A 23,296-nucleotide genomic window follows, 5' to 3' on the forward strand; every position below is an offset into this window, starting at 1 on the left:
GTTATACCAATTCGCTTAATTAAGTGGTCTATTTTGAGGCAAGAAAACCTCGTTGATAACAAGGCAAAAATTTCGTTATTTAGTTGTGCTCGGCAATTGCTCCTGCATTGCTCTACCTTCTGCATCCATGCAGTCGTAAATCAGAAATTTTTAACGCGGGTAGCGACAGGTTTAATCCCTCAAAATGACTAAGTATTATTGCGGATTGGTATTATATACCGTGAGGAGCCTTAATGAGAACTGCTGAATTTGATACTGAATTTGTACTACGCCAAGCAATGCATGCTTTTATGCAATATGGCTATGCGAAGACCAGTATGCAAAAATTAAAAGAAGTGACTCACCTTCATCCGGGCTCTATTTACGCGGCTTATGGCAACAAAAAAGGCTTATTCTTAGCCGCTACCGAGCAATATCAAAAAGACAGAAACCAACAATTTACTGACCTTTTTAATGACCAACAATCAATTTTATCGACCCTCAAACATTACTTAACAGTGATTGTTGATGAATGTATTGAAGGTGAAGTTGCCAAGGTGTGCTTACTTACAAAGAGTATTTCTGAGGTTGAAGGCAATGACCCACAAATTTGTACTGTGCTACGTGGTAACCTTAATGCCTACGAGCATGCCCTCGCTGAGCAGCTTCAAAAAGCCCTTGATAACCACGAATTTAAAAGTAGCAAGTCAGCTCAACAGTTGGCGCGCTTTTTAGTGATGGGCATATACGGTATTCGTACCTATGCACTCACAAATCAAGATCCAAAATCTCTGCAACAACTTGCTGACGATCTATTCGCTGCATTAGTAAATTAATTTAGCTATTAACTTTACTTGTCATATTTATTTATCACCTTATGATTAAGGTGTAGCTGTGTATAACTAAAAGAGTGAGCCTATCATGAATAATGCAACTGCTAAACGTGTTGAAACTGAATTTGATACTGTTCTTGCCTTAGGGGCAAAGAAACGACTCGCTTATATGTTTGAAACGGTTCAAGAGTTTAAACAAGTGTGGATCCTCAATGACGAACATGGCTGTGTCATGCTCTCTAACGAAGACGACGACTGTGTACCTGTGTGGCCTAGCCGCGAATTTGCACAAAGCTGGGCAACCGGCGAATGGCAAGACTGCACACCAAAAGCCATTCCTGTAAAAGATTGGTTAAGCCGCTGGACACCTGGCCTTGAGCAAGATGATTTACTCATTGCGGTGTTCCCAACAGATCAAGACGACGGCACCATTTTATTCCCCGACGAGTTTGACTCACAGCTGAGAATGCCAAAGAAACGATTTTAAATATAAGGGAGCCATGTGCTCCCATTTTTTATGCGATTTGTTGTAACCGCAGTGCTGAAATATCTTTTATCGGTGACTTACCAAAAAAGCGAGTGTATTCACGACTAAACTGCGATGGGCTTTCATAACCCACTTTTAAGGCTGCAGAGCCTACATCAATTCGCTCATTCAGCATTAATTGTCTTGCCGCCTGCAAGCGCAGATTTTTTACATATTGCAACGGGCTCATTTTTACTACATCACGAAAATGCAGCCTGAATGTCGAGGGGCTCATGTGTGCATCACGGGCCAAATCATCAATTGAAAATTGACTAGTGTAGTTTTCTTTTAACCAACATAAGGTCTTGGCGATTTTTTGATGGGCTGAGCCAGACATTACAATCTGCCTTAAATAAGGGCTATGCGGACTATTTAACAAGCGCAATATGATTTCTTTTTTAATAAGTGGCGCAAGATTAGCTTTTAAGTGTGGCTCATTGTCGAGTTGAATAAGCCTCAGTAAAGCATCAAGTAAGCCGTTATCAGTATCAACCACCGACATAGCTTGGTGCTTAGGAAACTTGTCTTGCCCTGCAAACTCCATTTCAGCAACAATGTGGCTGATTTCATGAGTATCTAAACGCAAGTAAAGTCCATAAAATGGCTGCTCTTTACTGGCACGAGTAATATGCGACGCAACAGGCACATCGACTGAGGTAACCAGAGATTGGCCGTCAGTGTAATCATAACTATGCTCACCCAGCACAACTCGCTTTGCACCTTGCAAGCTAATGCCCAGTCCTAATTCATACACGCAGGCCATCGGCAATGAGACTTCGCTTCGTCTGAATACCAATAACTCAGGTATAGCTGTTTCAAAACTACCATCTGCAATCGCTATTGCTTTCACTGCTTCTATTAATGCCTGACGCATTTAGATTACCTCACATAAATACTCAATTAAGTGTATCACCGTAATTTAAGGTTAGGACCATTAAAGGTAACAGTTCGTTGTTTTAGGCAAAAATTAAATCATTTATGGCAAGCAGAAACGGCCATTATCGACCATAATGTATTTTCATTTTTTCGATTGCATGCTCTATGCAATCAGCCACTGCTACAAAACCTCAATACATTCAATACCTAAAATCAAAAGAGAAATTATGAGCCATAACAACACGGATTTATTTGTGTTTGTCGCGATCGCTGCTTTGGTCACCGTTCATGACAAGCCTTTGTTAAAACGAGCATGTCAGCACGCATTGAATGATGGCGTTTCAATGCAAGAGTTGTGTGATATTTTACCGCATATTAGTGTGTATTCTGGGGTGCCAAAAGCATTGCTGGCGCTAGAGATTTTAAACTCACTTGATGATATTCAAGGTTCAAATACATTGCTTATCAAGCGCACAGAGCAGCAGCTAAAAACTGCACTCACATTTGGTCAGCTGCCGTTTGGCATAGAGCAGCAGAACAACACTGTATTTGAGCTTGCCTCTTTAGGCGCTTTATTTGCATTAGACGATGCCAGCAGCTTAGTTAGCGAACAACTTAAACGCTGTGTATTACTTGGTTATAGCCGTGACCAACTTGAATTACTAGTGATAGAACTTGCAAGGAAAGTCAGCAGTCACATAGCCATGCGTGCTAAATGTAATCTTGAAAAGCACTTTGCTATGGTGGGGTAAAATTAAGAAATGGCGGTGACGGAGAGATTCGAACTCTCGATACGTTGCCGTATACACACTTTCCAGGCGTGCTCCTTCAGCCACTCGGACACGTCACCTAAGGCGCTAACTAAGATTTTAGCGAGGCGCTATAGTATGAAAACAACCCTACCGACGCAAGGGCTTTTTAAAATAGTGCAGTTAAGTGATTAGTAATCAAACAAAAAAGGCAAGGTGAACACCTTGCCTTTTGTATAAACATTAACGCTGAAGCGATGCTGAGAACTCTAACATACGGTTAAGCGACTTTAATGCGCCTTCGCGTAAGTCCATATCAACAAACACTTCTTTACCTTCAGGGTCTGTCAGTGCTTCTTCAATCGCTTTTAAGCCATTCATTGCCATCCACGGGCAATGTGCACAGCTTTTACAGGTTGCGCCTTCACCTGCTGTTGGTGCTTCAAAGAATTCTTTCTCTGGGCATAACTGCTGCATTTTGTAGAAAATGCCACGGTCAGTCGCAACGATGAACTTTTTGTTGTCCATGGTTTGCGCTGCTTTGATTAGTTGGCTTGTTGAACCAACTGCATCAGCTAAGGCTACAATCTCCGCAGGAGACTCTGGGTGAACCAATACAGCCGCATCTGGGTGTAAGGCTTTCATATCCTTAAGTGCTTTGGTTTTAAACTCGTCATGAACGATACAGGCGCCATTCCACATGATCATGTCTGCACCTGTGTTCTTTTGAATGTAAGAACCTAAGTGTTTATCTGGACCCCAAATGATTTTTTCGCCTTGCTCATCAAGGTGCTCAACGATCTCAAGCGCACATGAAGAAGTCACAATCCAATCTGCACGCGCTTTAACAGCGGTTGATGTATTTGCATACACCACTACCTTGCGATCAGGATGCTGATCACAAAACGCTGAGAATTCTTCAATTGGGCAACCTACGTCTAATGAACAGGTTGCAGCAAGCGTTGGCATAACAACGGTTTTATTTGGCGTAAGGATTTTTGCTGTTTCGCCCATAAAGCGAACACCGGCTACCACAATTACATCTGCGTCGTGCTTAGCGCCAAAACGCGCCATTTCTAGCGAGTCGGCAACACAACCACCTGTTTCTTCAGCAAGTGCTTGAATTTCAGGATCAGTGTAATAATGGGCAACAAGAACGGCGTTCTTATCTTTTAATAATTGTTTGATACGTGCCTTGTACTCAGCTTGCTCGTCTTTTGATAACGGAGCTGGCTTTGGAGGGAAGATATAATCTTCAGGCATAATTTGTTCAGCTAGACTCATTTCTCGACCACTTAGTCCACAGTGCATTCATGGCGCGAATTATACGAGAATATGACGCTAAAGAACAGTATTGCTGTGCGCTGTTAAGATAAATAAAAGATAACTTAGAAAGAAATGATAAATAAGAAATGGTGGGTCATGATGGACTTGAACCATCGACCAATGGATTAAAAGTCCACTGCTCTACCAACTGAGCTAATGACCCGCTCTGAATATTTAGATGCGTAAATCCGCCGATGTGAGATACCATTTTAGAAATGGTGGGTCATGATGGACTTGAACCATCGACCAATGGATTAAAAGTCCACTGCTCTACCAACTGAGCTAATGACCCGCTCTGGATATTAAGATGCGTCAATCCGCCGATATACAATACCATTAAAATGGTGGGTCATGATGGACTTGAACCATCGACCAATGGATTAAAAGTCCACTGCTCTACCAACTGAGCTAATGACCCGCTCTGGTATTAAATGCGTTAATCCGCCGATATAAGACCATTCAAAGAATGGTGGGTCATGATGGACTTGAACCATCGACCAATGGATTAAAAGTCCACTGCTCTACCAACTGAGCTAATGACCCGCTCTGCTGCTTATTAAAAGCTACGTAAATCCGTCGATTTGAATAATACCATAAAATGGTGGGTCATGATGGACTTGAACCATCGACCAATGGATTAAAAGTCCACTGCTCTACCAACTGAGCTAATGACCCGCTCTGGTATTAATTGCGTTAATCCGCCGATATAAGACCATTCGAAGAATGGTGGGTCATGATGGACTTGAACCATCGACCAATGGATTAAAAGTCCACTGCTCTACCAACTGAGCTAATGACCCGCTCTGCTGCTTATTAAAAGCTACGTAAATCCGCCGATATAGAACCATTCAAAGAATGGTGGGTCATGATGGACTTGAACCATCGACCAATGGATTAAAAGTCCACTGCTCTACCAACTGAGCTAATGACCCGCTCTGATGCTTATAAAAGCTATACGTAAATCCGCCGATTAAAGATTACCATTCTAATAGAATGGTGGGTCATGATGGACTTGAACCATCGACCAATGGATTAAAAGTCCACTGCTCTACCAACTGAGCTAATGACCCGCTCTTTTTTCCGCAATTCGGCTGTTGTTACCAATCGCCTGCTGCGGGCGCTTATAATACTTATTTAAATGCTGAGTGCAACAGAAAATATCTCTTTTTTTAAGTTTTTATGTCTAGATGCCTAATTTTAGACCGCTTAAGTCAAAAAGCAGTCTAATCAGGTCAAATCTACATTTGAGACAAACGTTCTGTGGCTAATTTTGCAGCGGTTGTACTTGGGTACTGATTTATTAAATCATTAAAGGTTTTAAGGGCTTGTTCGCCTAAACCTTGATCCGCTAATAAGTTTCCTAATTTTAACATCGCATCAGGGCGCTTGTTAGAATTTGGGTATTCATTCACAACTACTTTAAAGTGCTCAGTCGCACCTGCTGGATCGTTTTGAATTGTTAATAGCTGGCCTAACCAATAATGTGCATTCGATGCATACACTGAATTAGGGTAAGTCGTTAAGAATGTTTGAAACTCAGGAATTGCTTGCTCATAACGTTTATCTTTCATGATTAACGCCACTGCACGCTCATAGGCTTCGTTTTCAGATAAATCTGAACTAATTGCCTGTGATGGACCCACATCCGTATAAGTGTTCGTAGGTTGAGTTTGTGTTGCAGCAGGCTGGCTATACGCTTGGCTGACACGGTTCTCAATCTCTTGATAAAGCTCACGCTGACGCTGAAGTACTTTTTCAAGCTTATAGCTTTGCTCTTCAGTAATACCACGTACTTGGCTTACTTCGTCTTGTAAAATATTAAGCTGCTGCTGAAGCTCAGCTTGCAATAAATTACGTGACTTCATCATGTTTTCTAAAGCGACTAAACGCTTCTCAATGCTCGATTGCGAGCTTGCAGCTTCTGAAACAGGAGCGGGAGCAGCCCATAACTGGGTGCTCCCGCTTAAGATCATTGCTGCCAAAATAATTTTCGGCTTCATAATGACTCTTTATTAGTAAACTAATACTGCGCGACGGTTCTTCGCGAACGCTTCTTCAGTGCGAGACTTAACCATTGGCTTCTCTTCACCATAGCTCACAACTGACATTTGGCTAGCAGAAACACCTAAACTTTGTAGGTATTTTTCTACTGCTTGACCACGGTGCTCACCTAGTGCGATGTTGTACTCAGGTGTACCGCGCTCATCTGCGTGACCTTCGATTAGTACTTTAACTGAAGGGTTTTGTACTAAGAACTCAGCGTGTGCTTGTAAAAGCTCAGCATATTGGCTTTGGATTTTTGCGTTATCAAAACCAAAGTAAATGATTTGCTCTTGACGTAACGCTTCGTATTTTTCACGAAGTGCTTCTTCAGCTTGTTGCTCTGGAGTAAGTGTTGCAACTTCAACAGTATCAGTGTTGTTTGATTGCTCAACCATACCTTGGTTAGATTGGTTTGCAGAACCTTCATCAACACCTGAAGAAGAGCTACACGCCGCTAATGTCATCACTGGCACAGCAATAAGCAGGCCTTTTAAAGTTTTATTAAGTTGCATTTAATTGATTCCTATATTGAGTAAACCAGTAAAATTACTGTAAATAAGGCGACCAAGCTGGTGCCTTTACTTGTCCGTTTAGCACAGGTAAGCGTGCTTTAAAGCGACCGTCCATAGAAACTAACGCCAACACCTGTTTATTATTATGAAGCGTGCTGTAGATAATCATCGAGCCGTTTGGAGCGATACTCGGTGATTCATCTAGGCGAGTTCGTGTTAACACTTGGAACGCGCCTGTAGCTAGCTCTTTCTTAGCAAGATGGTATTGACCGTTGGTACGATTCACCATCACTAATTCTTTCCCGTCTGGAGAAATCGAACCTGCAAGGTTCATATCTCCGTCAAACGTCATGCGTTTTGACCTGCCAGTTTGCAAATTTAACTTATAAATCTGAGCATTACCACCCCTTTCAGACGTAAACACAATATCTTCACCATTAGGGAACCACGATGGTTCAGTATCTATACTACGGTGGTTTGTAAGACGTCTTTCTTTGCGAGTTGCAAGGTCTAAAACATACACTTCTGTTGCACCATTGCGGTCTTTAGAAAGCACTAAAAGTAACTTTTTACCGTCTGGTGAAAACTGTGGTGCACCATTAATACCCGGATGGCTTGTGATTAGCTCACGTTTACCCGTGTATAAGTCTTGGATGTAAATTTGGCTTTGACGATTTTCAAATGTTACATAAGCAAGCTTAGTACCATCAGGTGACCAGGCTGGTGACATTAACGGTTCTTTAGAACGAAGTAACACTTGCTCATTAAAACCATCATAGTCAGCAACAACTAGTTGATAAGGCTTTGGCTCTTCTTCACGTACAATCACATAAGCAATCTTTGTTAAAAACGCACCTTTTTCACCTGTTAATGCTTCATAAACCACATCGCTAATGCGGTGCGCGTAACGGCGAAAGCCATTTTCTGCAATAACACTTTCACGAGCATCTAAGATATGGTCTTGGCTTTTAACAAGTTGGCCATTGCTCATCATTTGAGTTTGGCCACCGGTAATTTGGCCACGGATCACATCGATGAGCTCATACTTTACTAAGTAACGACCACCCGATTGTTGTTCAACTTTACCAACAAGGATTGCTTCAACACCTTTATTTACCCACGCACCGTAATCAACGTCAGTGTCAGCAGCAGGAAGTTGCGGCATCGTGTTCACATCAATTGGCTTAAACTTACCACTGCGCATTAAGTCAGCTGCAATTACTGAACTTAGTTTTTCAGGGATCGTTCCCACACCTTGATATTGAAATGGCACAACCGCTATTGGGCGTGCACCATCAATACCATCGGTGATCACAATTTCTAGTGCAGCACTGGCAATGCCATGAAAGCCCAGTAATACAATAAAACATGCTGTTTTTATCTGGTTAAACATATCATTCCTTTAAAATTGAGGCGCTATAGTTAAATTAATGTTTTTAAGTTGCTCAAATACTTCACGGTCTGGTGATACTGGTAATGTATCTGCCATACGCACTGCGCGCATTGCCGCTTCACATACCAAGGTATCGCCGCCCAGTGATTTTACTTGAGTCACTAAGCCATTGAAACCAAGACGAATATTAAGACGACATTCTTTGCCTTTCATCTTCTCATCTTTTAAGAAGTTTTGCTGAATGCGCGCCATAATTAACGCTTTATATTTTTCAACTTCGCCCACTACTTGTTGCTGGCGCACTTTATTACGTGCAGCCTGCTCAGCAGCTAATTGTTCTTGCAGCATTTGCTCTTGCAATGCTTGCTGACGTTTACGTTCGGCTTCTTCTTCTTTGCGTTTACGTTCAGCTTCTGCTTCCGCCGCTTTACGCTTGCGTTCTTCTTCCGCTTTCTTTAACGCTTCTTCTTCAGCTTTACGTTTTTCAGCGGCCTCTTTAGCAGCGGCTTCGGCTTCTTGCTTTTGCTTTTCTGCTTGCTGCGCTTTAGCACGTTCTTTCTCTTGAATTTCACGTGCTTTTTTCGCTTGTGCTTCTGCTTCTGCTTTTTCTTTCTCTTTTGCGCGGCGCTGCTGTTCTAGCTTTTTAAGACGACGGTCTTCAGCTTCACGTTGCTTACGTGCATCGTTTGCACGGCGCTCAAGGTCACGAATACGTTTTGCTTCGGCTTGTTTTTTTGCTTCTTCTTGCTTTTTAAGCTCGGCAATTTTCTGCTCAACCTTTTGCTGATCAACAGTTACCGCAGCAACCGCTTTTTCAGGTTCCGGCAAAGCAGGATTCAGCGTCACTTCCATCACCTTAGGTGCTGGCATGTGAAAACTCGCTGTTGCTACTAATAAACCAGCTATAGCAAGATGCAAAAGAACTGACTTTACTACTGATGCACCCATACTAGCCTTTCGTCCCCTCAAATGATTCGGTCATAAGACCCACTGAAGGCACACCGGCATTTTTCAAAAAGTCCATAAGCAGCAGCACTTCTTGATAAGAAACACGGCCTGAACCTTTGATCATCACAGGTGTATCGGGATTCTTTTGCAATTGAAGTTTAATCACCGCCGCAACATCCAAGGCTTCCATTGGCGCTTCAGGATCAGTACCAATACTTACATAGTACTTACCCTCAGCATCAATTGATGCAATGATCGGTGGTGTATCTTTAGTATCAACTAAATCCGATTCTTCCATTTTCGGCAAATCTACTTTTACGCCATGAGTAATAAGCGGTGCCGTTGCCATAAATATGATTAGCAGTACCAACATTACATCAATGTAAGGTACTACGTTTATCTCCCCTACAGGGCGACGTTTCTTACGCTGATACATTCGCTTTAGCCTCTATTTGCGCAGCTGCTTGGCGGTGTAAAATATTGGCGAACTCTTCCATGAAGTTAATGTAATTACCTTCAAGCTTTTCTACTTTGTTAGCAAAACGGTTGTAAGCAATTACCGCAGGGATTGCAGCAAATAAACCCATTGCTGTTGCAATCAATGCTTCGGCAATACCCGGTGCAACCATTTGTAAAGTAGCTTGTTTAACTTCACCTAATGCGATAAATGCGTTCATGATACCCCAAACCGTACCAAACAGACCGATATAAGGGCTAATTGAACCCACTGTTGCTAAAAACGATAAACTAGACTCAAGCTTTTCAACTTCACGTGATAACGCAACACGCATTGAACGGTGTGTGCCTTCCATAACAATGCTTGCACTTTGAAATGTATTTTTCTTATGACGTGCAAACTCTTTAAAACCAGCAACGAATAATGCTTCAACACCTGATGCACCACCAGGACGAGCTGATACTTCGTTATATAATTTACTTAGGTCAATACCTGACCAAAATTTTTGCTCAAAACGCTTTGCGCCATTAAGTGCATCAGAAATCGCTTTTTTACGTTGAAAAATAATTGCCCATGACATTACCGACATACCGACTAATGCCAACATTACTAGCTGGACAAGTACACTGGCTTCTAGAATAAGATCTAAAAAGTTAAGCCCTGATCCCACGTTAAACTCCTAAAATAGATTTCTATGTAATTTGTTATATTTTTTACACTTGCATTTATTGACCACAAAGGTGGCCAAAAGTTACATCTAGTGTATCTAGTCAGTTATGAACTGACAACGCTCTTGCTGTGAATTAGCGGCAAATAACGGTAAAAAGCAATTTGCTTAGTTATTTTTTAGCCATATTAGCTTTTATCAACACTTTTATGCATATTTTCACCTTAATAATAAGTCATTACAGTGACACTAAAAAGCAACCAAAACACTCAAAAACACGGCGTTTATTCATAAATAACGCATAAACACCCAAAAGCACTTTTGCAAATCTACTACATAATACTTAAACTAATCCTGAATAAAGATCACAAAATTTATAAAAAGCCTTTTATTCAGTGATTTAAAACATAAACAGACAAAAAGTGAACAAAAAGAAAACAATTTGATTTTTTGCTCACATTAGTTTTTTTTATCTGAAAATAAAATTTTTCTAGTTTGAAGAAAAATCCACCATTGCGTATTATTTACCTATACCGAGCTAGCAACCTCATGAAAGTTTCTTTCATTAAGCTCCGTTTTTAGCAATATGAAGTTTCGTATTGCTCAGGTTTGCTTAAATCTGGATAAAACCTTATTTAAGTAGACCGTAGTTCCCTGGATTACTTCCTTCAACTTGTTGTTTGCCCGCATTCTTATGCGGGCTTTTTTTTGCCTATTCAAACGTCAACGAGAATACCTACCGATAACTTAACAGCATGTGAATTACAGATGTTAAAATGAGACAACAATCCAGTGGTAAGCGGTAAGCGGTAAGCGGTAAGCGGTAAGCGGTAAGCGGTAAAAATCTACATACCCGTTGGATACAAGCAATTTATCTCGATAAAAAACAGCCCTTTCGAGCTGCTTGATACTTATAGCTTAAAGCTTCTAACTAACCGCGGGGTTTTTAGTTATTTCTCTGGCGTTAGCCCAAAGTGTAAATAAGCGATGTCTGAAACAAGTCGTCCACGTGGGGTGCGTTGTATAAAGCCTTGTTGTATTAAAAACGGCTCTATTACATCTTCAATGGTTTCTTTTTCTTCGCCAATCGCAGCCGCGAGGTTATCAAGGCCAACGGGGCCGCCCATAAATTTTTCGATGATAGCAAGCAGGTATTTTCTATCCATGTAGTCAAAACCGCTTTTATCGACATCAATCATATCGAGGGCTTGCTCTGCAACTGTAGCATTCACTTTACCGTCTGATTTCACTTGGGTGTAATCACGAACGCGGCGTAATAAACGGTTCGCTATTCGCGGCGTACCACGTGAGCGCTTAGCGATTTCGGTTGCCCCTTCATCGCACATCGTTAATTCTAAAAAGCGTGCTGAACGGGCAACAATTTTTGATAAGTCTTCAACAGAATAAAACTCTAATCGTTGAACAATACCAAAGCGGTCTCTAAGAGGTGAAGTGAGTGATCCTGCACGCGTTGTCGCGCCTATTAGAGTAAATGGTGGTAAATCGAGCTTTATTGAGCGTGCTGCAGGGCCTTCACCTATCATTATATCCAGCTGATAATCTTCCATCGCAGGATACAAAATCTCTTCGACTTGCGGGCTCAAACGATGTATTTCATCAATAAACAGTACGTCACCTTCTTCAAGATTCGTTAAAAGCGCGGCTAAATCGCCTGCTTTTTCCAGTACTGGCCCCGACGTCGTTTTAATATTAACGTTAAGCTCGTTGGCTACAATGTTTGCAAGTGTAGTTTTACCAAGACCCGGTGGACCAAATATTAATAAGTGATCCAGCGCTTCGCCACGATGGCGAGCTGCCTCAATAAAAATTTCCATTTGCTGCTTAACATGCGGCTGGCCTGTGTAATCGGTTAACAGTTTTGGTCGTATGGCACGATCAACACTGTCTTCGTTACTTTGTTCACTCGCATCTATTAAGCGATCTGCTTCAATCATGGTTTACTCACAACATTGATTTTAGAGCTTCTTTAATTAGAACCTCGGTCGTCATATCTGGTTTGTTCACTGTTTTAACCGCTTTTTGTGCTTGCGGTAGCTTATAGCCTAATGCCACAAGTGCCGATACAGCATCATCGGCAGCATTGTTTGCCACAAGGGTATCATTACTTGATGGCTCAATTACGGCATTATCGCTAAATGGCGTAAATAAGTCATTACCCCAATTTTTAAGCCTGTCTTTCATTTCGAGTACTAAACGCTCAGCCGTTTTTTTACCAACACCCGGCAGTTTAACCAGTGTGGTCGCATCTTCATTATTAACACAACTTACAAATTGCTGCGCCGACATACCCGATAAAATAGCAAGACCAAGTTTTGGCCCTACACCATTGGCTTTTAAAAGCTCTCTAAATAAAGTGCGCTCGGTTTTGTTGTTAAAGCCAAATAATAGCTGGGCATCTTCACGTACCACAAAATGGGTATAAATAATCGCTTGCTCACCCACTGCTGGTAAATCATAAAAGCAAGTCATGGGCATTTGTACTTCGTAGCCTACACCACTTACTTCGATAAGAATTTCTGGTGGCTGCTTTTCAACAAGTAAGCCATTTAATCGACCAATCATATTACTTCCTTAATCGTCCTCTTACGGTTTTGCTCGCACTGCCCGCAAGTTTTATTAAATTTTGTTCTGAGTGTGCATGACAAATAGCGATTGCTAAAGCATCTGCGGCATCGGCTTGAGGGGTACCAGGCAGCTTTAAAATGTTTTTAACCATATGCTGTACTTGGGACTTATCGGCTCCGCCATTACCTACAACGGCCTGCTTAATTTGCCTAGCTGAATATTCATAAACTGGCAGCTCTGCCATTGAAGCACCAACAATCGCTGCACCACGTGCTTGGCCTAGTTTAAGTGCCGAGTCGGGGTTATGCGCCATAAACACTTTTTCGATAGCAAAACTGTCTGGGGAGAATTGCTCTACCAATTGACTGATCCCTTGGTAAATCATTTTTAAGCGTACAGGAAAATCATGATCGGCCAGTTTAATGCAGCCACTGCCTAAATAAGTGAACTTAGCACCTTGGTGAGCAATCACGCCGTACCCTGTTAATCGTGAACCAGGATCAATCCCTAAAATAATCGCCAACTAACTGACCCGTCTATTATCATTATTATCTGCGGTTAATAATGCCAGAGCACTGTATAAATTACCAGTAACCAATTGCAATTCATAAAAAATGCCCGCAATTGCGAGCATTTTATAGTCAACCTTTAAGTAAGACATTTACGCGAGCGAGCGTAATAAGCCTTGGGTATTTTTTCGCATTGTGCGGGCTATCATCAAATAGCCCAAACATGCCACGAATAAGCCACCGACTGCTGGGCCAATCACCCAAATATGAGGGTGGAACTTACCTGCTAAATCGAACATCTGTTTTTGCACTATCAACAGGGCAATATCACTGACAATGGCAGCCACTAAGCCTGCGGTAACGCCTAATAATAAAAACTCATATAAGGTGGCATTTTTAATTAAGCGCCCTTTGGCACCTAAGGTTCGCAAAATAACAATCTCTTGCATTCGCTCGCCTAAACTTGCTTGCACTTGCGAAATAAGCACTAAAGCGCCACAGGCAACCACAATCGCGAGTACAAAGCCAATCGCTAACGATACTTGCTCTATGGTTGAGCGAATTTGTTTAATGAAACTCTCAACATCTATCACGTTAACCGTGGGGTATTGACGCATTAGCTCATTAAACTCTCGTTTTTTCTCTGCTTTTACATTCACTGATGAAATATAAGTAGCAGGAAAACTCGCTAGCACATCAGGGCTTAAAATAATAAAGAAGTTAGGTTTAAGCGTTGTCCAATTAACCTTGCGCACACTGGTAATTTTTGCATCGAATGATTGTGCACCAATTAAGAAGGTAAGCGTATCGCCAATTTTAACATCAAGGCGTTCAAGCATCGACTCTTCGACCGATGCCTCGGCAACAGAGTTTTCACTAAACCATGCACCGTCGATAAGCTCGTTTTGATTAGGTAAGTCTTTACGCCAAGTTAGGTTTAACTCACGGCCAATACCAGAGCGGGCTTCTTCGTCTTTCTTTTCGTTGTCTTCTTGCGATACTTCGCGGGCAACCAACTCACCATTAACGGCATTTACGCGACCACGCACAACCGGATAGAAATCAGACGTGGGCATATCGTTTTGTGCTAAGAAGCTCGTAATAGGCTCTAACTCTTGCTCAGTAATGTTCACTAAAAATGAATTAGGTGCATTTTCAGGAAGCTGAGACTGCCAGTCCGAAATCATGTCGTTCTTAAGTACAATTAAAAACAGTAATAGCTTGATAGCCAAAGCAAAGCTAATTAATTGTACCGCATTCACATTGGCACGCTTTTGAATTGACGCAATCGCCAATGACCAACTATTGCCCGGACTCAAGCCAAGTTTGCGGCCACCACCAAAAATAACCTTTGATAGACCAAATAACACAGCAATTAAAAATGCCGTCGAAAGGAACAAAATTGCACTTATTTTGATGTTATTACTAAATAACCACATCAATAAAAACACAGTAAGTGCCGACATAGCCAAGTGCACTTTACTTACCAATAAACGGTCACCTAAGTTACGGCGAAGTACACGCAGCGGCGGAATATCAAATAAATCGAGTAGCGGTTTAATCGAAAACATTACCGCACAAATCACGCCTGTGCTAATTGCAATGATCCAAGGTTTTGCCGATGCACTAGGCAGTGCTGAACCCATGGTTTGTGCTAAATAATCAGTGGCAATCGCTTGTAAACCATAACCAATCAGTAAACCCACAATCACCGACATTGAACATACAAGGCTTAAGTGCAGTAAATAGATTTTACGGATCATAGCGCGACTTCCGCCAAGCGTTTTCATCATCGCAACTGGGTCGTACTGACGTTCACAATACCGTTTTGCCGATACCGCGATAGCAACAGCAGCTAAAATAATGCCAAGCAAACCTGCTAGCAATAAGTAACTCTCAGCGCGATTTAAACTATTAGAAATTGGTGACTGGCGGTCTTTAACACCATACCAATTTTGGTTTTCTTTCATTTGTGGTTTTAACCACGCATAAAAGGCATCTAAATTGTCTTTGTCGCCAGCATAAAGTTGACGGTAAAATACCCGACTCCCCGGCTGAATTACCTCTGTAACAGCAATGTCTGCTTCATTGATTAAGATCCGCTGGCTGCTTGAAAACACATTAAACGGCGCATCTGGCTCTTCAGCTACAACATGACTAGCCGTAAACGTAGCTGCGCCAAGCTCTACTTTATCGCCCACGTTAATATTCAGCGCATAAAACACCGATTCACTTAACCATACTTCACCACGGCTTGGGATCTCGGTTGTTACTTCTGCTTGGCCAGTCATGCTAGTTTTTACTTTTAACTCACCTTTTAACGGATAGGTGTTTGATACCGCTTTAACCGAACCAAGCTGCATTTCGTCACCTGCAAATAACATGGTGTCGAAGTAGGTTATTTTTGCGGTGCGTAAGTTATCTTGGTTGGCTTTTTCTAAAAACTCGGCAGGTAAAACATGGTTACTTGCTAAAACGCGATCAGCAGCAATAAAAGCACTGCTTTTTTCTTCAATACTTTGGCCAATACGGTCGGTAACCATGGACAGAGTTAAAACAGTGAGAACAGCTAAGGCTATTGCAGCACTGATCACTGTTAATTCGCCACGCTTAAACTCACGTGAAAACAGTTTTAGTGCTAATTTAGCCCACATTCGCTTGCACTCCTTCGCTTTCTTTTACAGTAACTAACTGCCCTGCTTCAATATGTAAAATTTGCTGACACTTTTGTGCAAGCTGCTCATCATGGGTTACTAAAATGAGTGTCGTGCCGTGCTCTTTATTTAGTTCAAATAATAAAGACTCAATTAACTTACCGTTTTTGCTATCAAGGTTCGCTGATGGTTCATCGGCAAATAAGATTTTCGGTGTGCCAATAAATGCACGCGCAATTGCTACACGTTGCTGCTCACCACCAGATAATTGCGACGGGTAATGGCCAACACGATGGCTTAAGCCTACCTTATCAAGTAACTCAAGTGCTTGCTGCTTAGCGTCTTTGCTTCCTGCAAGTTCTGCCGGAAGCATTACATTTTCAAGAGCTGTTAAGCTTTGTACAAGCATAAAAGACTGAAATACAAATCCTACTTTTTCAGCGCGAAGTGCTGCGCGTGCTTCTTCATCTAATTCATGTAATGCGGCTCCGTCTAAATGGATACTACCGCCGGTTGATTGGTCAAGGCCTGCTAATAAACTTAATAAAGTAGACTTACCCGAACCAGAGGTGCCCACCACAGCAACTGAGTCGCCCGACTTGACATTAAAGCTGATGTCACTGAGGATGGTCAGGTCGCCCTCAACCGTGGTGACCGTTTTAGAAAGTCCTTTAACTTGAATGATGTTTAATTGAGAAAGCGCTGACATATGATGCATCCAATCCTACGTTTTATATTCGTTTTACTGTTAGTAATCAAACCACTTACGGCAGCAGCTGACAACACAATTTTAATTCTAGGTGACAGTTTAAGCGCCGCTTACGGACTTAAACAAGAGCAAGGCTGGGTTAAATTGTTACAAGATAAGTACGATGAAAAAGACCAATCTGTATACCTAGTAAACGCCAGTATTAGCGGTGAAACCACAGGCGGTGCCCTAAGACGACTCGACGCGTTACTAAGCGAATTTGAACCCACTCATGTACTCATTGAGCTTGGCGGAAACGATGGTTTACGAGGTTTCCCTATTAAACGCCTGCAAGCTAACTTACGTGATTTAATTGCAAAAAGCCAAAAAATTGGGGCAAAAACCGCCGTAATGGAAGTACAAATTCCCCCAAACTATGGCCCGCGTTATACCAAACTTTTCACCGATAGCTTTAAAACCATTGCCGACGAAACAGATTCTGAACTCATGCCCTTTTTCATGCTTAGCATTGCTGGTCGCCCAGAACTTATGCAAAACGATAACCTGCACCCTAATGCCGATGCTCAACCATTAATACGCAACTTTATGTACAAAACGATCAACGATTGGCTAGATTAACCTCTAGCCCATTGATTTAATGTGGATTACCTGAACAATAAACAAGCAATCGAACTGCGGGGATATTGATTTTTATAAAAAAAGCCGTACTATGGCTTGCAACGTCGGCATATAGCGCAGCTTGGTAGCGCACTGTCATGGGGTGTCAGGGGTCGCAGGTTCAAATCCTGCTATGCCGACCATTTTTCCTTATCCCTATCAAAAACTTACATACTATTCTTAGTTTCTATAAAATCTAAAACGTTAATAACGTTGAAAAGCTATACACTAATTTACCATCAACAGCCTCATGATCTTTAGCTACAAATTGTGCCGTCCAACCTTTTTTATCACTTGATGCTAAACCTGAAGAATTCAACTGACAAAAGAGTTGCTCTAAAAATAATGATTGGTAACTAATTAAGAGATCTTCCAACTCTGATTTACTTTTTGAAACTGGAATTTTTATTTTTGCGTTGTAGATAGCGTTAATGGGTTTTGGTTTATAAGCATTGAATTTAGTATATAAATCAATATTCTGATCGATAAATGAATCGAGTTCATCTCGCTCTGCTTGTTGCAAATGATAAACAAATGCTGAATCACAGCATTCTGTTGCAAAGGATCGCTTATAAGCGTCGTTTACAAAGCGTGAAGAGAAAACAACAGTTCTAGGTTTGTTAGTTTGACTTTGAATATCAAAATCATTGAGTTCTAGAATTCGATGAACTCTCCATATCCCTGAACCATAGCTTCTGACCCAGTCTCCGACCTTCATATTATCGCCCATACTTTCCTTGATGCCTAACGCAGTGATAAACGGAACAAAATAGCAGGCTACAATTTAGAGCGTACACGGCCTGATGTTTTCTGTTCGATTTAATTACCTTGTTAAGGTTATAAAGCACCTTTTTTGATTGAGTGTGCTTCAAGTTCTTTTGCTATTAAATCTCGATCTATATCTTTCGGTAATAAAAATGTAATTTCACTATCATCCGTAAACTTAAAACTATGCCGTCAACAATAAACGTATACGAAGATATCAGCTCCCAAGGTATCGAAGTTATATTATCTGCTTTGATTCTAATAATACCTTTGGGGCCGGAATCAATTTTAACTGGTGACAGCCACCTGATCGTATACATGCCCCAAGCTAAAATGAAACCTCCTGCAGGCGCAATCCAAATTGTTTTAACCAGATGATTGATAAAGTCATCTTTAGTCAACAGACTTACAACTGCCAAAAAAACGAAAAACAACGTCCAAATGAGGCAGCTGATTAACACCCCTTTTGAAATGAGGCTATATCTTTCTTGATTTTGGATTGATTTAACCCAAGGTTCAGTCCACTTCATTGTCTGATTGTAACCCTAACGCCACATAGAGGGCGGATAAAGCTTGGCTAAAATTATCGACGAAGGAGCGCAAGCCAAGCGTTTTGCGTCCTTTTCATAATTACTTAATTAGGTTTTGCTTAGCGCATTTCCGTAATTTATACCAAGTAAGACTTTGTTAACTGTATCTTGAAACGAGCCACCGAAATATAATTGCTCATCTGGATCTGTAAAGATATAAAAGTTATTAAATTCATCAACAACTATTTGCATGTGATCTCGATGAGCTGCGGCAACAGAGAAGAGGCTATTTATGTTAGTCCAATATTTATCAAACTCTTTGCCTAAATCAAAAGTTTTAGAGTAAAAACAAATTTCACTCGCTGAAAAGTCTCGACCTGGAGCGACTTCACCTACGGTTAGACCTCCGTATTCTTTTAGAACTCTTATTGCGTTTTTGTATGCTGGCTTAAATAAATCCAAAACATTAGTTTGTACTTTTACATTTCTTCCTTCATACCAACCAGAGTCGTCAAACAATTTCTGAATATATTGCTCGGTGTCCATTAAAAACCTAACATGTTTATAGCGAGCAAATCGAGTGTTTTTCTACCACAGTATCGCTCGCTTTTCTGAATGACTCATTTGTAACAAACTTCTTAAGTAATTGCCAATACTACTAAAATGCAGGAGCTTTAGCTTTTTCTTAGGACAAGAACGAGCTATAGGATCGTTTTCCTGACTATAAAAGCTATATTCTTTGACGAAATAGAAAAGCAATTGTGAACAGACGAAGGACGGCTCTATAAAAGAAAGGCCTTGGTAACACCCAGTTAGGGGCTGATTAATGTTTGGCTAAAATGCAAAGGTAGCGAAATCGAACCAAGCTTTAGCAGTCCCATGCTTAAACAGCTTGTTAGGTTTTCTTATACACATAGAACCTAAATATCATTGCTTGGGACAATGCAGTCAGCGCAAATAATACAGAATCCTGACTTTGAACAAAATACAACGTTAAGCTTACTAGAATACTAACTACCATATAGATCTTGAAGGAAGCATTTGCATATTTACAAATTACCCAATGAACAGGAAAGCCGACACATAGCCACCCGACCAACGATACAAGTAAATAGACACCTAGAAAAAGTAAACTTGATACAAATAAGTCAGCAATATCACTAGCGGTTGTAGGTAGTGAAGCCATAACCGAAGTTATTACGATTATTCCTAAGGCTACCCATGACAGGCTTTTGATAATTGCGCTATCCCAGTTTCCTAAGTCCACCACTCCTCCATTAAAACATAACAATAAGCTCTGCTGCGTCGTTGCTTGAGTGCCTTGTTATGTGTTAGTTATTCGATTCTCTGCAATTACCATAATAATCGAATTGCATAGGTGAAGCTTCTTTTGATTTTCCATCAATACGGACTAATTCAGCTTTACAGTATGAGTCATAAGCACCTAACTTACCCGACACGTTTATTTCATAATTCTGCTCTGCTTTTGGCTTGAATGAAGCGTAAGTTGTACAATTGCTCATGCCTGCAACAGACATAATCATGAAGGTGTATTTTTTATCAGCAACAAGATTTACGCCATCTGGATTTAATGGCGAAATTAAAGGATTACTGTCATCCAAAATAACTAATTGAGCTGCACTTTCCGCACCAAACGATTTTCCACATGATTCCTCTTCAGAGTGAACATTTACAAATGTAGAGTAACCAAGAAAAGGCGCATTGAAATCATGATTTATTTTTAGTGTCGCTGTAGGCTGGTTTGCTAGAGGAGCTTTATACTTAGGTAAGCCTGCACAACCACTTACAATTAACGGTATTAATAAAAAGCCAACTCTCATAATAAATCCTTTCCTAAAATATTCGGGTAACAGCAACGCTTGCCTAACCGCCGCAAAATAGCAGGCTAAAATTAGCGTCAGCCAAGCTTTTGGCGTCCACCCTTAGTGCGATTGTTATATTGCATTGTAAACCATTGGCTCACAAGGCTTTGGTTTATATTCACAATACCGATATTCAATGGTTACAATTTGAGCGACAGCTTGCTCTTTAGATACTTGAGTAAATAAACCATTCTTTAATACATAAAATAGCTCATTTTTATTAGCTGCTACTTTAAGTTGATTCCATTGACCAGCATCAACCAAGTTTGAATGGTGATTGAAGCGATATTGTATAGTTGCATCTTCGGCTAATGTAATTGAACTGTAGGCTCCAAAATATAGCTTACTATTAATGCCGTTAACTTTTACTTGTTGGTACGCACTCGGTTCTTGGTATGCAACCGGAGATATTAGATATACGATTGTACTTTCGGTACTAGGCAGAATAGGAAATTTATACTCAGCTGATTTGGATTTTAAAATTTCAGCAGGAATTCCAACGCAAGATATTAGTGCCGAAGCGACTAAAATAATGATTAGATTACGCATAGCTCCCCTTGCAATATAACGCTTGCCGTAAACGGCACAAAATAGCAGGCTAAAATTGGCGACGAAGAAGCACAAGCCTGCTGTTTTGCGTCCTTTGGTTTGGGCACTTGTTATGTGTTTTTATTCAGGTTTTAAACCTGACAACTTAACGCTTTCACCTTTTGAAATTGACTTTGCTTGGTCTAAAGTAAACTGAAACCAAAATTCAGTGCGATTCTCATCGAAATAACTAAAGCAAAACTCCACTTCATCAGCGTCAAAGCCACCAACAAACGATGGAGACTGAAACATATCGCTCGACTCTATTTCAAGCCATTGATGAGTTGAGTAGTCTTGGTTAACTATCTCAATACAAATAGATTTTAATTCATCTTCAATTGGTATATCCATCACCGACCTATTAGAGCCAAAGCCCGCATAATGAGCGGATTAAGCTTGCTAAAATTAGCGAGGAATGAGCGCTAGCCAAGCTTTAGACGTCCATTCATTGATGCGTTTTTATGTGCTTTATTTATACCTACATACTTGAGTAGCACTAATTTTATGACTTGCCACTTGGGATGAATCATTCACTGCAAAGCGCAAAAACAAACTGGTATAGCAATTAGGGACTATCTTGCTTTTTAATCTCTCTAATTCGGCTGAATTTGAATCACCACCAAAGTTTTTTTGCATATCATTTTTCATAGCATGAGCATTTAGCCAAACTTCTAAATCAGAATAGTCAGTAGATGCTTGAAGTTGGGCGCCAATTTTTACATTCCACGCGTCTTTCGCCTCTTTGATTGCTTGAATATCAATATTTTGTTGCTCTGAGCATCCGAAAAGAATAATCAACATCAAAAGCAAAGCGACACGCAACGGAAACCTCCTAGCACATAACAATTTTATAGTGCGCTCGTCCCGTATCTTTCTGCCGATGTTACGCGCATGTATAAATAAGTCTATTAGTAACAAATAACTTAAAGCATCGCCAACTCTAATTTTTCTATTAGTACTTAAAGATATTCAGAAAATGCGCTCGTCGTTCATCCTGGGGCAAAAATAAGTTACCCCAAACTCCTTTCAATTATTTATCCATCTGTACTTCAAACTCCTTTCAATTATTTATCCATCTGTACTTCAAACTCCTTAAAAATACTGTTCACATTCACTTTTGCGCCTAGCTTTACGGCGATTAAAAACAGGCCTGCTAGTTTTCTGTGAACGAACAAGGCATCTACCGGTGGTGCGTGCCAATGCTCTGAAGCGGTGCTCATTTTAAGGCCAAGTTCCTTAATGCGTTTTGGTAAGTCGCTATTTGCAAAGTCATACTCACCTTGGTGGCGCAGTGGCTCGCAGGCGAATAGAAATATATCAACGACATTATCTATATTCTTGAGCAAGTCCTTGTTGAAAATAGCCAATGTGCTGCTCTACTGTTGCAATACATGCACTGTATTATTGAGTTTCATTGCCTAATAATCTGAATTTAGTTAAATATTTTCAGTTACTTCAATTACCTGTTTACTTTAGATGTTTGTAGTGGAAATATGGGAACAGCTTAATAAAAATTAATTTTCCAGTAACAAACAATAAACTTAAGCCTTTGACGTACAGCTTATTAAAAGGAGTTATTTTGAAAGTATATTTACTATTTTTTATTGTTTTTCTGTGTGGTTGTAATTCTACTCCCGAGCAAGACTTATCAACAAAACCGCTGCAAACCACAGAAGTACCTAAGTCTCAAAAGATTTATTTCTTTCAACATAAAATTCTCCCCGAATGGACTTTTACAACAGAGGGGAAATTTTATGATGACCTGTTAAAAGGTGACTTGAGTCATTTAAAAACAGTAGCAACAGATATTATCTCGATTGAATATGCAAACGGCATTAGTAGTGAAGTGTTAGAAGACGCTGTGTTAATTAAATTCCCAAAACCAATTGCCATGGCAAACTGTTTTTTTGTTTTAATATTAAAATCTAACGATGGGTTTAAGTTTTATACTTACGAGAAGACAATGAGCTTTGGCGACGATGATCCTGTCATTGGTGTTGTTGGTAGCTGGTCACCCGAAGGTAGCCACGGAAACTTGGGTGGTAGAACATATAGCGAGGCAGCAAAATTTGTCTCTGATGTACTCGAAAATGCACATTTTTAAAA

At 40.6% G+C, this 23,296-nt stretch carries 26 protein-coding genes and 10 tRNA genes; 6 read left to right on the plus strand and 30 right to left on the minus strand.

Going from position 1 to position 23,296, the window contains the following annotated elements; translation table 11 throughout:
- Window positions 1-233: 233 nt before the first annotated feature.
- Window positions 234-815: a TetR/AcrR family transcriptional regulator gene (locus CWC28_RS18695; RefSeq protein WP_138625608.1), complete on the plus strand. Its 582-nt coding sequence runs from the start codon at window positions 234-236 to the stop codon at window positions 813-815.
- A gap of 85 nt (window positions 816-900) precedes the next feature.
- Window positions 901-1,299, plus strand: a complete 399-nt coding sequence (locus tag CWC28_RS18700; RefSeq protein WP_063704751.1) for a DUF2750 domain-containing protein — start codon at window positions 901-903, stop codon at window positions 1,297-1,299.
- Between the two features lie 28 nt (window positions 1,300-1,327).
- Here CWC28_RS18700 and CWC28_RS18705 read toward each other — a convergent pair whose 3' ends face one another.
- Window positions 1,328-2,212: an AraC family transcriptional regulator gene (locus CWC28_RS18705; protein WP_063704748.1), complete on the minus strand. Its 885-nt coding sequence runs from the start codon at window positions 2,210-2,212 to the stop codon at window positions 1,328-1,330.
- 229 nt (window positions 2,213-2,441) lie between these two features.
- Between CWC28_RS18705 and CWC28_RS18710 the strand changes: the two genes are divergently transcribed.
- Complete coding sequence (locus CWC28_RS18710) at window positions 2,442-2,966, plus strand: carboxymuconolactone decarboxylase family protein (protein ID WP_063704746.1); 525 nt, start codon at window positions 2,442-2,444, stop codon at window positions 2,964-2,966.
- Between the two features lie 10 nt (window positions 2,967-2,976).
- Here CWC28_RS18710 and CWC28_RS18715 read toward each other — a convergent pair.
- The 21 genes from CWC28_RS18715 to CWC28_RS18815 all read right to left on the minus strand — a co-directional run bounded on the left by CWC28_RS18715 (window position 2,977) and on the right by CWC28_RS18815 (window position 16,767).
- Window positions 2,977-3,064: transfer RNA gene (locus CWC28_RS18715), tRNA-Ser, on the minus strand.
- Between the two features lie 142 nt (window positions 3,065-3,206).
- Window positions 3,207-4,247, minus strand: a complete 1,041-nt coding sequence (gene nadA / locus CWC28_RS18720; RefSeq protein WP_063704744.1) for a quinolinate synthase NadA — start codon at window positions 4,245-4,247, stop codon at window positions 3,207-3,209.
- 129 nt (window positions 4,248-4,376) lie between these two features.
- A tRNA-Lys gene (locus tag CWC28_RS18725) sits at window positions 4,377-4,452 on the minus strand.
- Window positions 4,453-4,505: 53 nt separating this feature from the next.
- A tRNA-Lys gene (locus CWC28_RS18730) sits at window positions 4,506-4,581 on the minus strand.
- Between the two features lie 50 nt (window positions 4,582-4,631).
- Window positions 4,632-4,707 (minus strand) — tRNA-Lys (locus CWC28_RS18735).
- 49 nt (window positions 4,708-4,756) lie between these two features.
- Window positions 4,757-4,832: transfer RNA gene (locus CWC28_RS18740), tRNA-Lys, on the minus strand.
- Window positions 4,833-4,888: 56 nt separating this feature from the next.
- A tRNA-Lys gene (locus tag CWC28_RS18745) sits at window positions 4,889-4,964 on the minus strand.
- A gap of 49 nt (window positions 4,965-5,013) precedes the next feature.
- Window positions 5,014-5,089: transfer RNA gene (locus CWC28_RS18750), tRNA-Lys, on the minus strand.
- 56 nt (window positions 5,090-5,145) lie between these two features.
- Window positions 5,146-5,221 (minus strand) — tRNA-Lys (locus CWC28_RS18755).
- Window positions 5,222-5,283: 62 nt separating this feature from the next.
- A tRNA-Lys gene (locus tag CWC28_RS18760) sits at window positions 5,284-5,359 on the minus strand.
- Window positions 5,360-5,527: 168 nt separating this feature from the next.
- A complete protein-coding gene (gene ybgF / locus CWC28_RS18765) occupies window positions 5,528-6,289 on the minus strand; it encodes a tol-pal system protein YbgF (RefSeq protein WP_063704742.1) in 762 nt (253 codons plus the stop codon).
- A gap of 12 nt (window positions 6,290-6,301) precedes the next feature.
- Window positions 6,302-6,844 carry a peptidoglycan-associated lipoprotein Pal gene (pal, locus tag CWC28_RS18770; protein WP_063704740.1) on the minus strand — a complete coding sequence of 181 codons (543 nt, stop codon included), beginning with the start codon at window positions 6,842-6,844 and terminating at the stop codon, window positions 6,302-6,304.
- 34 nt (window positions 6,845-6,878) lie between these two features.
- Window positions 6,879-8,237: a Tol-Pal system beta propeller repeat protein TolB gene (gene tolB / locus CWC28_RS18775; RefSeq protein WP_063704738.1), complete on the minus strand. Its 1,359-nt coding sequence runs from the start codon at window positions 8,235-8,237 to the stop codon at window positions 6,879-6,881.
- A gap of 9 nt (window positions 8,238-8,246) precedes the next feature.
- A complete protein-coding gene (gene tolA / locus CWC28_RS18780) occupies window positions 8,247-9,185 on the minus strand; it encodes a cell envelope integrity protein TolA (RefSeq protein WP_063704736.1) in 939 nt (312 codons plus the stop codon).
- Window position 9,186: 1 nt separating this feature from the next.
- Complete coding sequence (tolR, locus tag CWC28_RS18785; RefSeq protein ID WP_054561289.1) at window positions 9,187-9,621, minus strand: protein TolR; 435 nt, start codon at window positions 9,619-9,621, stop codon at window positions 9,187-9,189.
- Window positions 9,608-10,312, minus strand: coding sequence for a protein TolQ (gene tolQ / locus CWC28_RS18790; protein ID WP_063704733.1), 705 nt, complete (start codon window positions 10,310-10,312; stop codon window positions 9,608-9,610). The genes tolR and tolQ overlap by 14 nt, the downstream gene beginning before the upstream one ends.
- A 947-nt stretch (window positions 10,313-11,259) precedes the next feature.
- Window positions 11,260-12,264, minus strand: coding sequence for a Holliday junction branch migration DNA helicase RuvB (gene ruvB / locus CWC28_RS18795; protein ID WP_063704731.1), 1,005 nt, complete (start codon window positions 12,262-12,264; stop codon window positions 11,260-11,262).
- 7 nt (window positions 12,265-12,271) lie between these two features.
- Window positions 12,272-12,892, minus strand: a complete 621-nt coding sequence (gene ruvA / locus CWC28_RS18800; protein ID WP_063704728.1) for a Holliday junction branch migration protein RuvA — start codon at window positions 12,890-12,892, stop codon at window positions 12,272-12,274.
- Window position 12,893: 1 nt separating this feature from the next.
- A complete protein-coding gene (gene ruvC / locus CWC28_RS18805; protein ID WP_054561285.1) occupies window positions 12,894-13,418 on the minus strand; it encodes a crossover junction endodeoxyribonuclease RuvC in 525 nt (174 codons plus the stop codon).
- Between the two features lie 138 nt (window positions 13,419-13,556).
- Window positions 13,557-16,058, minus strand: a complete 2,502-nt coding sequence (locus CWC28_RS18810) for an ABC transporter permease (protein ID WP_138625609.1) — start codon at window positions 16,056-16,058, stop codon at window positions 13,557-13,559.
- The gene (locus CWC28_RS18815; RefSeq protein ID WP_105180961.1) at window positions 16,048-16,767 is read right to left on the minus strand and encodes an ABC transporter ATP-binding protein; all 720 of its coding nucleotides are present in this window, start codon (window positions 16,765-16,767) and stop codon (window positions 16,048-16,050) included. The genes CWC28_RS18810 and CWC28_RS18815 overlap by 11 nt, the downstream gene beginning before the upstream one ends.
- Here CWC28_RS18815 and CWC28_RS18820 point away from each other — a divergent pair, their 5' ends adjacent.
- Window positions 16,768-17,385, plus strand: coding sequence for an arylesterase (locus CWC28_RS18820; RefSeq protein ID WP_138625610.1), 618 nt, complete (start codon window positions 16,768-16,770; stop codon window positions 17,383-17,385).
- A 105-nt stretch (window positions 17,386-17,490) separates the two neighbouring features.
- Window positions 17,491-17,567: transfer RNA gene (locus CWC28_RS18825), tRNA-Pro, on the plus strand.
- Between the two features lie 53 nt (window positions 17,568-17,620).
- Here the strand turns inward: CWC28_RS18825 and CWC28_RS18830 are convergent.
- From CWC28_RS18830 to CWC28_RS18870, 8 genes are all read right to left on the minus strand, one after another.
- A complete protein-coding gene (locus tag CWC28_RS18830; RefSeq protein ID WP_138625611.1) occupies window positions 17,621-18,154 on the minus strand; it encodes a hypothetical protein in 534 nt (177 codons plus the stop codon).
- 166 nt (window positions 18,155-18,320) lie between these two features.
- Window positions 18,321-18,719, minus strand: a complete 399-nt coding sequence (locus CWC28_RS18835) for a hypothetical protein (RefSeq protein WP_138625612.1) — start codon at window positions 18,717-18,719, stop codon at window positions 18,321-18,323.
- Window positions 18,720-18,827: 108 nt separating this feature from the next.
- Window positions 18,828-19,265 carry an SUKH-3 domain-containing protein gene (locus tag CWC28_RS18840; protein ID WP_138625613.1) on the minus strand — a complete coding sequence of 146 codons (438 nt, stop codon included), beginning with the start codon at window positions 19,263-19,265 and terminating at the stop codon, window positions 18,828-18,830.
- Window positions 19,266-20,050: 785 nt separating this feature from the next.
- Complete coding sequence (locus tag CWC28_RS18850; RefSeq protein ID WP_063704672.1) at window positions 20,051-20,560, minus strand: hypothetical protein; 510 nt, start codon at window positions 20,558-20,560, stop codon at window positions 20,051-20,053.
- Between the two features lie 114 nt (window positions 20,561-20,674).
- Entirely contained in the window at window positions 20,675-21,151 is a 477-nt protein-coding gene (locus CWC28_RS18855) for a hypothetical protein (RefSeq protein WP_063704670.1), read from the minus strand.
- 120 nt (window positions 21,152-21,271) lie between these two features.
- Window positions 21,272-21,541 (minus strand): hypothetical protein, encoded by a 270-nt coding sequence (locus CWC28_RS18860; protein ID WP_054552978.1) that lies wholly within the window; start codon window positions 21,539-21,541, stop codon window positions 21,272-21,274.
- Window positions 21,542-21,658: 117 nt separating this feature from the next.
- A complete protein-coding gene (locus CWC28_RS18865) occupies window positions 21,659-22,012 on the minus strand; it encodes a hypothetical protein (RefSeq protein WP_138625615.1) in 354 nt (117 codons plus the stop codon).
- 242 nt (window positions 22,013-22,254) lie between these two features.
- Window positions 22,255-22,557: a hypothetical protein gene (locus CWC28_RS18870; RefSeq protein WP_063704666.1), complete on the minus strand. Its 303-nt coding sequence runs from the start codon at window positions 22,555-22,557 to the stop codon at window positions 22,255-22,257.
- A gap of 212 nt (window positions 22,558-22,769) precedes the next feature.
- On the opposite strand from CWC28_RS18870, the gene CWC28_RS18875 reads away from it, so the two are divergent.
- Complete coding sequence (locus CWC28_RS18875; protein ID WP_063704664.1) at window positions 22,770-23,294, plus strand: hypothetical protein; 525 nt, start codon at window positions 22,770-22,772, stop codon at window positions 23,292-23,294.
- Window positions 23,295-23,296: the final 2 nt, after the last annotated feature.

Origin of the sequence: Pseudoalteromonas sp. S4492, assembly GCF_005886115.1 — a bacterium.
GTDB lineage: Bacteria > Pseudomonadota > Gammaproteobacteria > Enterobacterales > Alteromonadaceae > Pseudoalteromonas > Pseudoalteromonas gelatinilytica.

Coding starts and splice junctions, on each gene's coding strand:
- CWC28_RS18695 (WP_138625608.1), top strand. CDS start 234: ATGAGAACTGCTGAATTTGATACTGAATTTGTACTACGCCAAGCAATG.
- CWC28_RS18700 (WP_063704751.1), top strand. CDS start 901: ATGAATAATGCAACTGCTAAACGTGTTGAAACTGAATTTGATACTGTT.
- CWC28_RS18705 (WP_063704748.1), bottom strand. CDS start 2,212: ATGCGTCAGGCATTAATAGAAGCAGTGAAAGCAATAGCGATTGCAGAT.
- CWC28_RS18710 (WP_063704746.1), top strand. CDS start 2,442: ATGAGCCATAACAACACGGATTTATTTGTGTTTGTCGCGATCGCTGCT.
- nadA (WP_063704744.1), bottom strand. CDS start 4,247: ATGAGTCTAGCTGAACAAATTATGCCTGAAGATTATATCTTCCCTCCA.
- ybgF (WP_063704742.1), bottom strand. CDS start 6,289: ATGAAGCCGAAAATTATTTTGGCAGCAATGATCTTAAGCGGGAGCACC.
- pal (WP_063704740.1), bottom strand. CDS start 6,844: ATGCAACTTAATAAAACTTTAAAAGGCCTGCTTATTGCTGTGCCAGTG.
- tolB (WP_063704738.1), bottom strand. CDS start 8,237: ATGTTTAACCAGATAAAAACAGCATGTTTTATTGTATTACTGGGCTTT.
- tolA (WP_063704736.1), bottom strand. CDS start 9,185: ATGGGTGCATCAGTAGTAAAGTCAGTTCTTTTGCATCTTGCTATAGCT.
- tolR (WP_054561289.1), bottom strand. CDS start 9,621: ATGTATCAGCGTAAGAAACGTCGCCCTGTAGGGGAGATAAACGTAGTA.
- ruvB (WP_063704731.1), bottom strand. CDS start 12,264: ATGATTGAAGCAGATCGCTTAATAGATGCGAGTGAACAAAGTAACGAA.
- ruvA (WP_063704728.1), bottom strand. CDS start 12,892: ATGATTGGTCGATTAAATGGCTTACTTGTTGAAAAGCAGCCACCAGAA.
- CWC28_RS18810 (WP_138625609.1), bottom strand. CDS start 16,058: ATGTGGGCTAAATTAGCACTAAAACTGTTTTCACGTGAGTTTAAGCGT.
- CWC28_RS18815 (WP_105180961.1), bottom strand. CDS start 16,767: ATGTCAGCGCTTTCTCAATTAAACATCATTCAAGTTAAAGGACTTTCT.
- CWC28_RS18820 (WP_138625610.1), top strand. CDS start 16,768: ATGATGCATCCAATCCTACGTTTTATATTCGTTTTACTGTTAGTAATC.
- CWC28_RS18830 (WP_138625611.1), bottom strand. CDS start 18,154: ATGGGCGATAATATGAAGGTCGGAGACTGGGTCAGAAGCTATGGTTCA.
- CWC28_RS18835 (WP_138625612.1), bottom strand. CDS start 18,719: ATGAAGTGGACTGAACCTTGGGTTAAATCAATCCAAAATCAAGAAAGA.
- CWC28_RS18840 (WP_138625613.1), bottom strand. CDS start 19,265: ATGGACACCGAGCAATATATTCAGAAATTGTTTGACGACTCTGGTTGG.
- CWC28_RS18850 (WP_063704672.1), bottom strand. CDS start 20,560: ATGAGAGTTGGCTTTTTATTAATACCGTTAATTGTAAGTGGTTGTGCA.
- CWC28_RS18855 (WP_063704670.1), bottom strand. CDS start 21,151: ATGCGTAATCTAATCATTATTTTAGTCGCTTCGGCACTAATATCTTGC.
- CWC28_RS18860 (WP_054552978.1), bottom strand. CDS start 21,541: ATGGATATACCAATTGAAGATGAATTAAAATCTATTTGTATTGAGATA.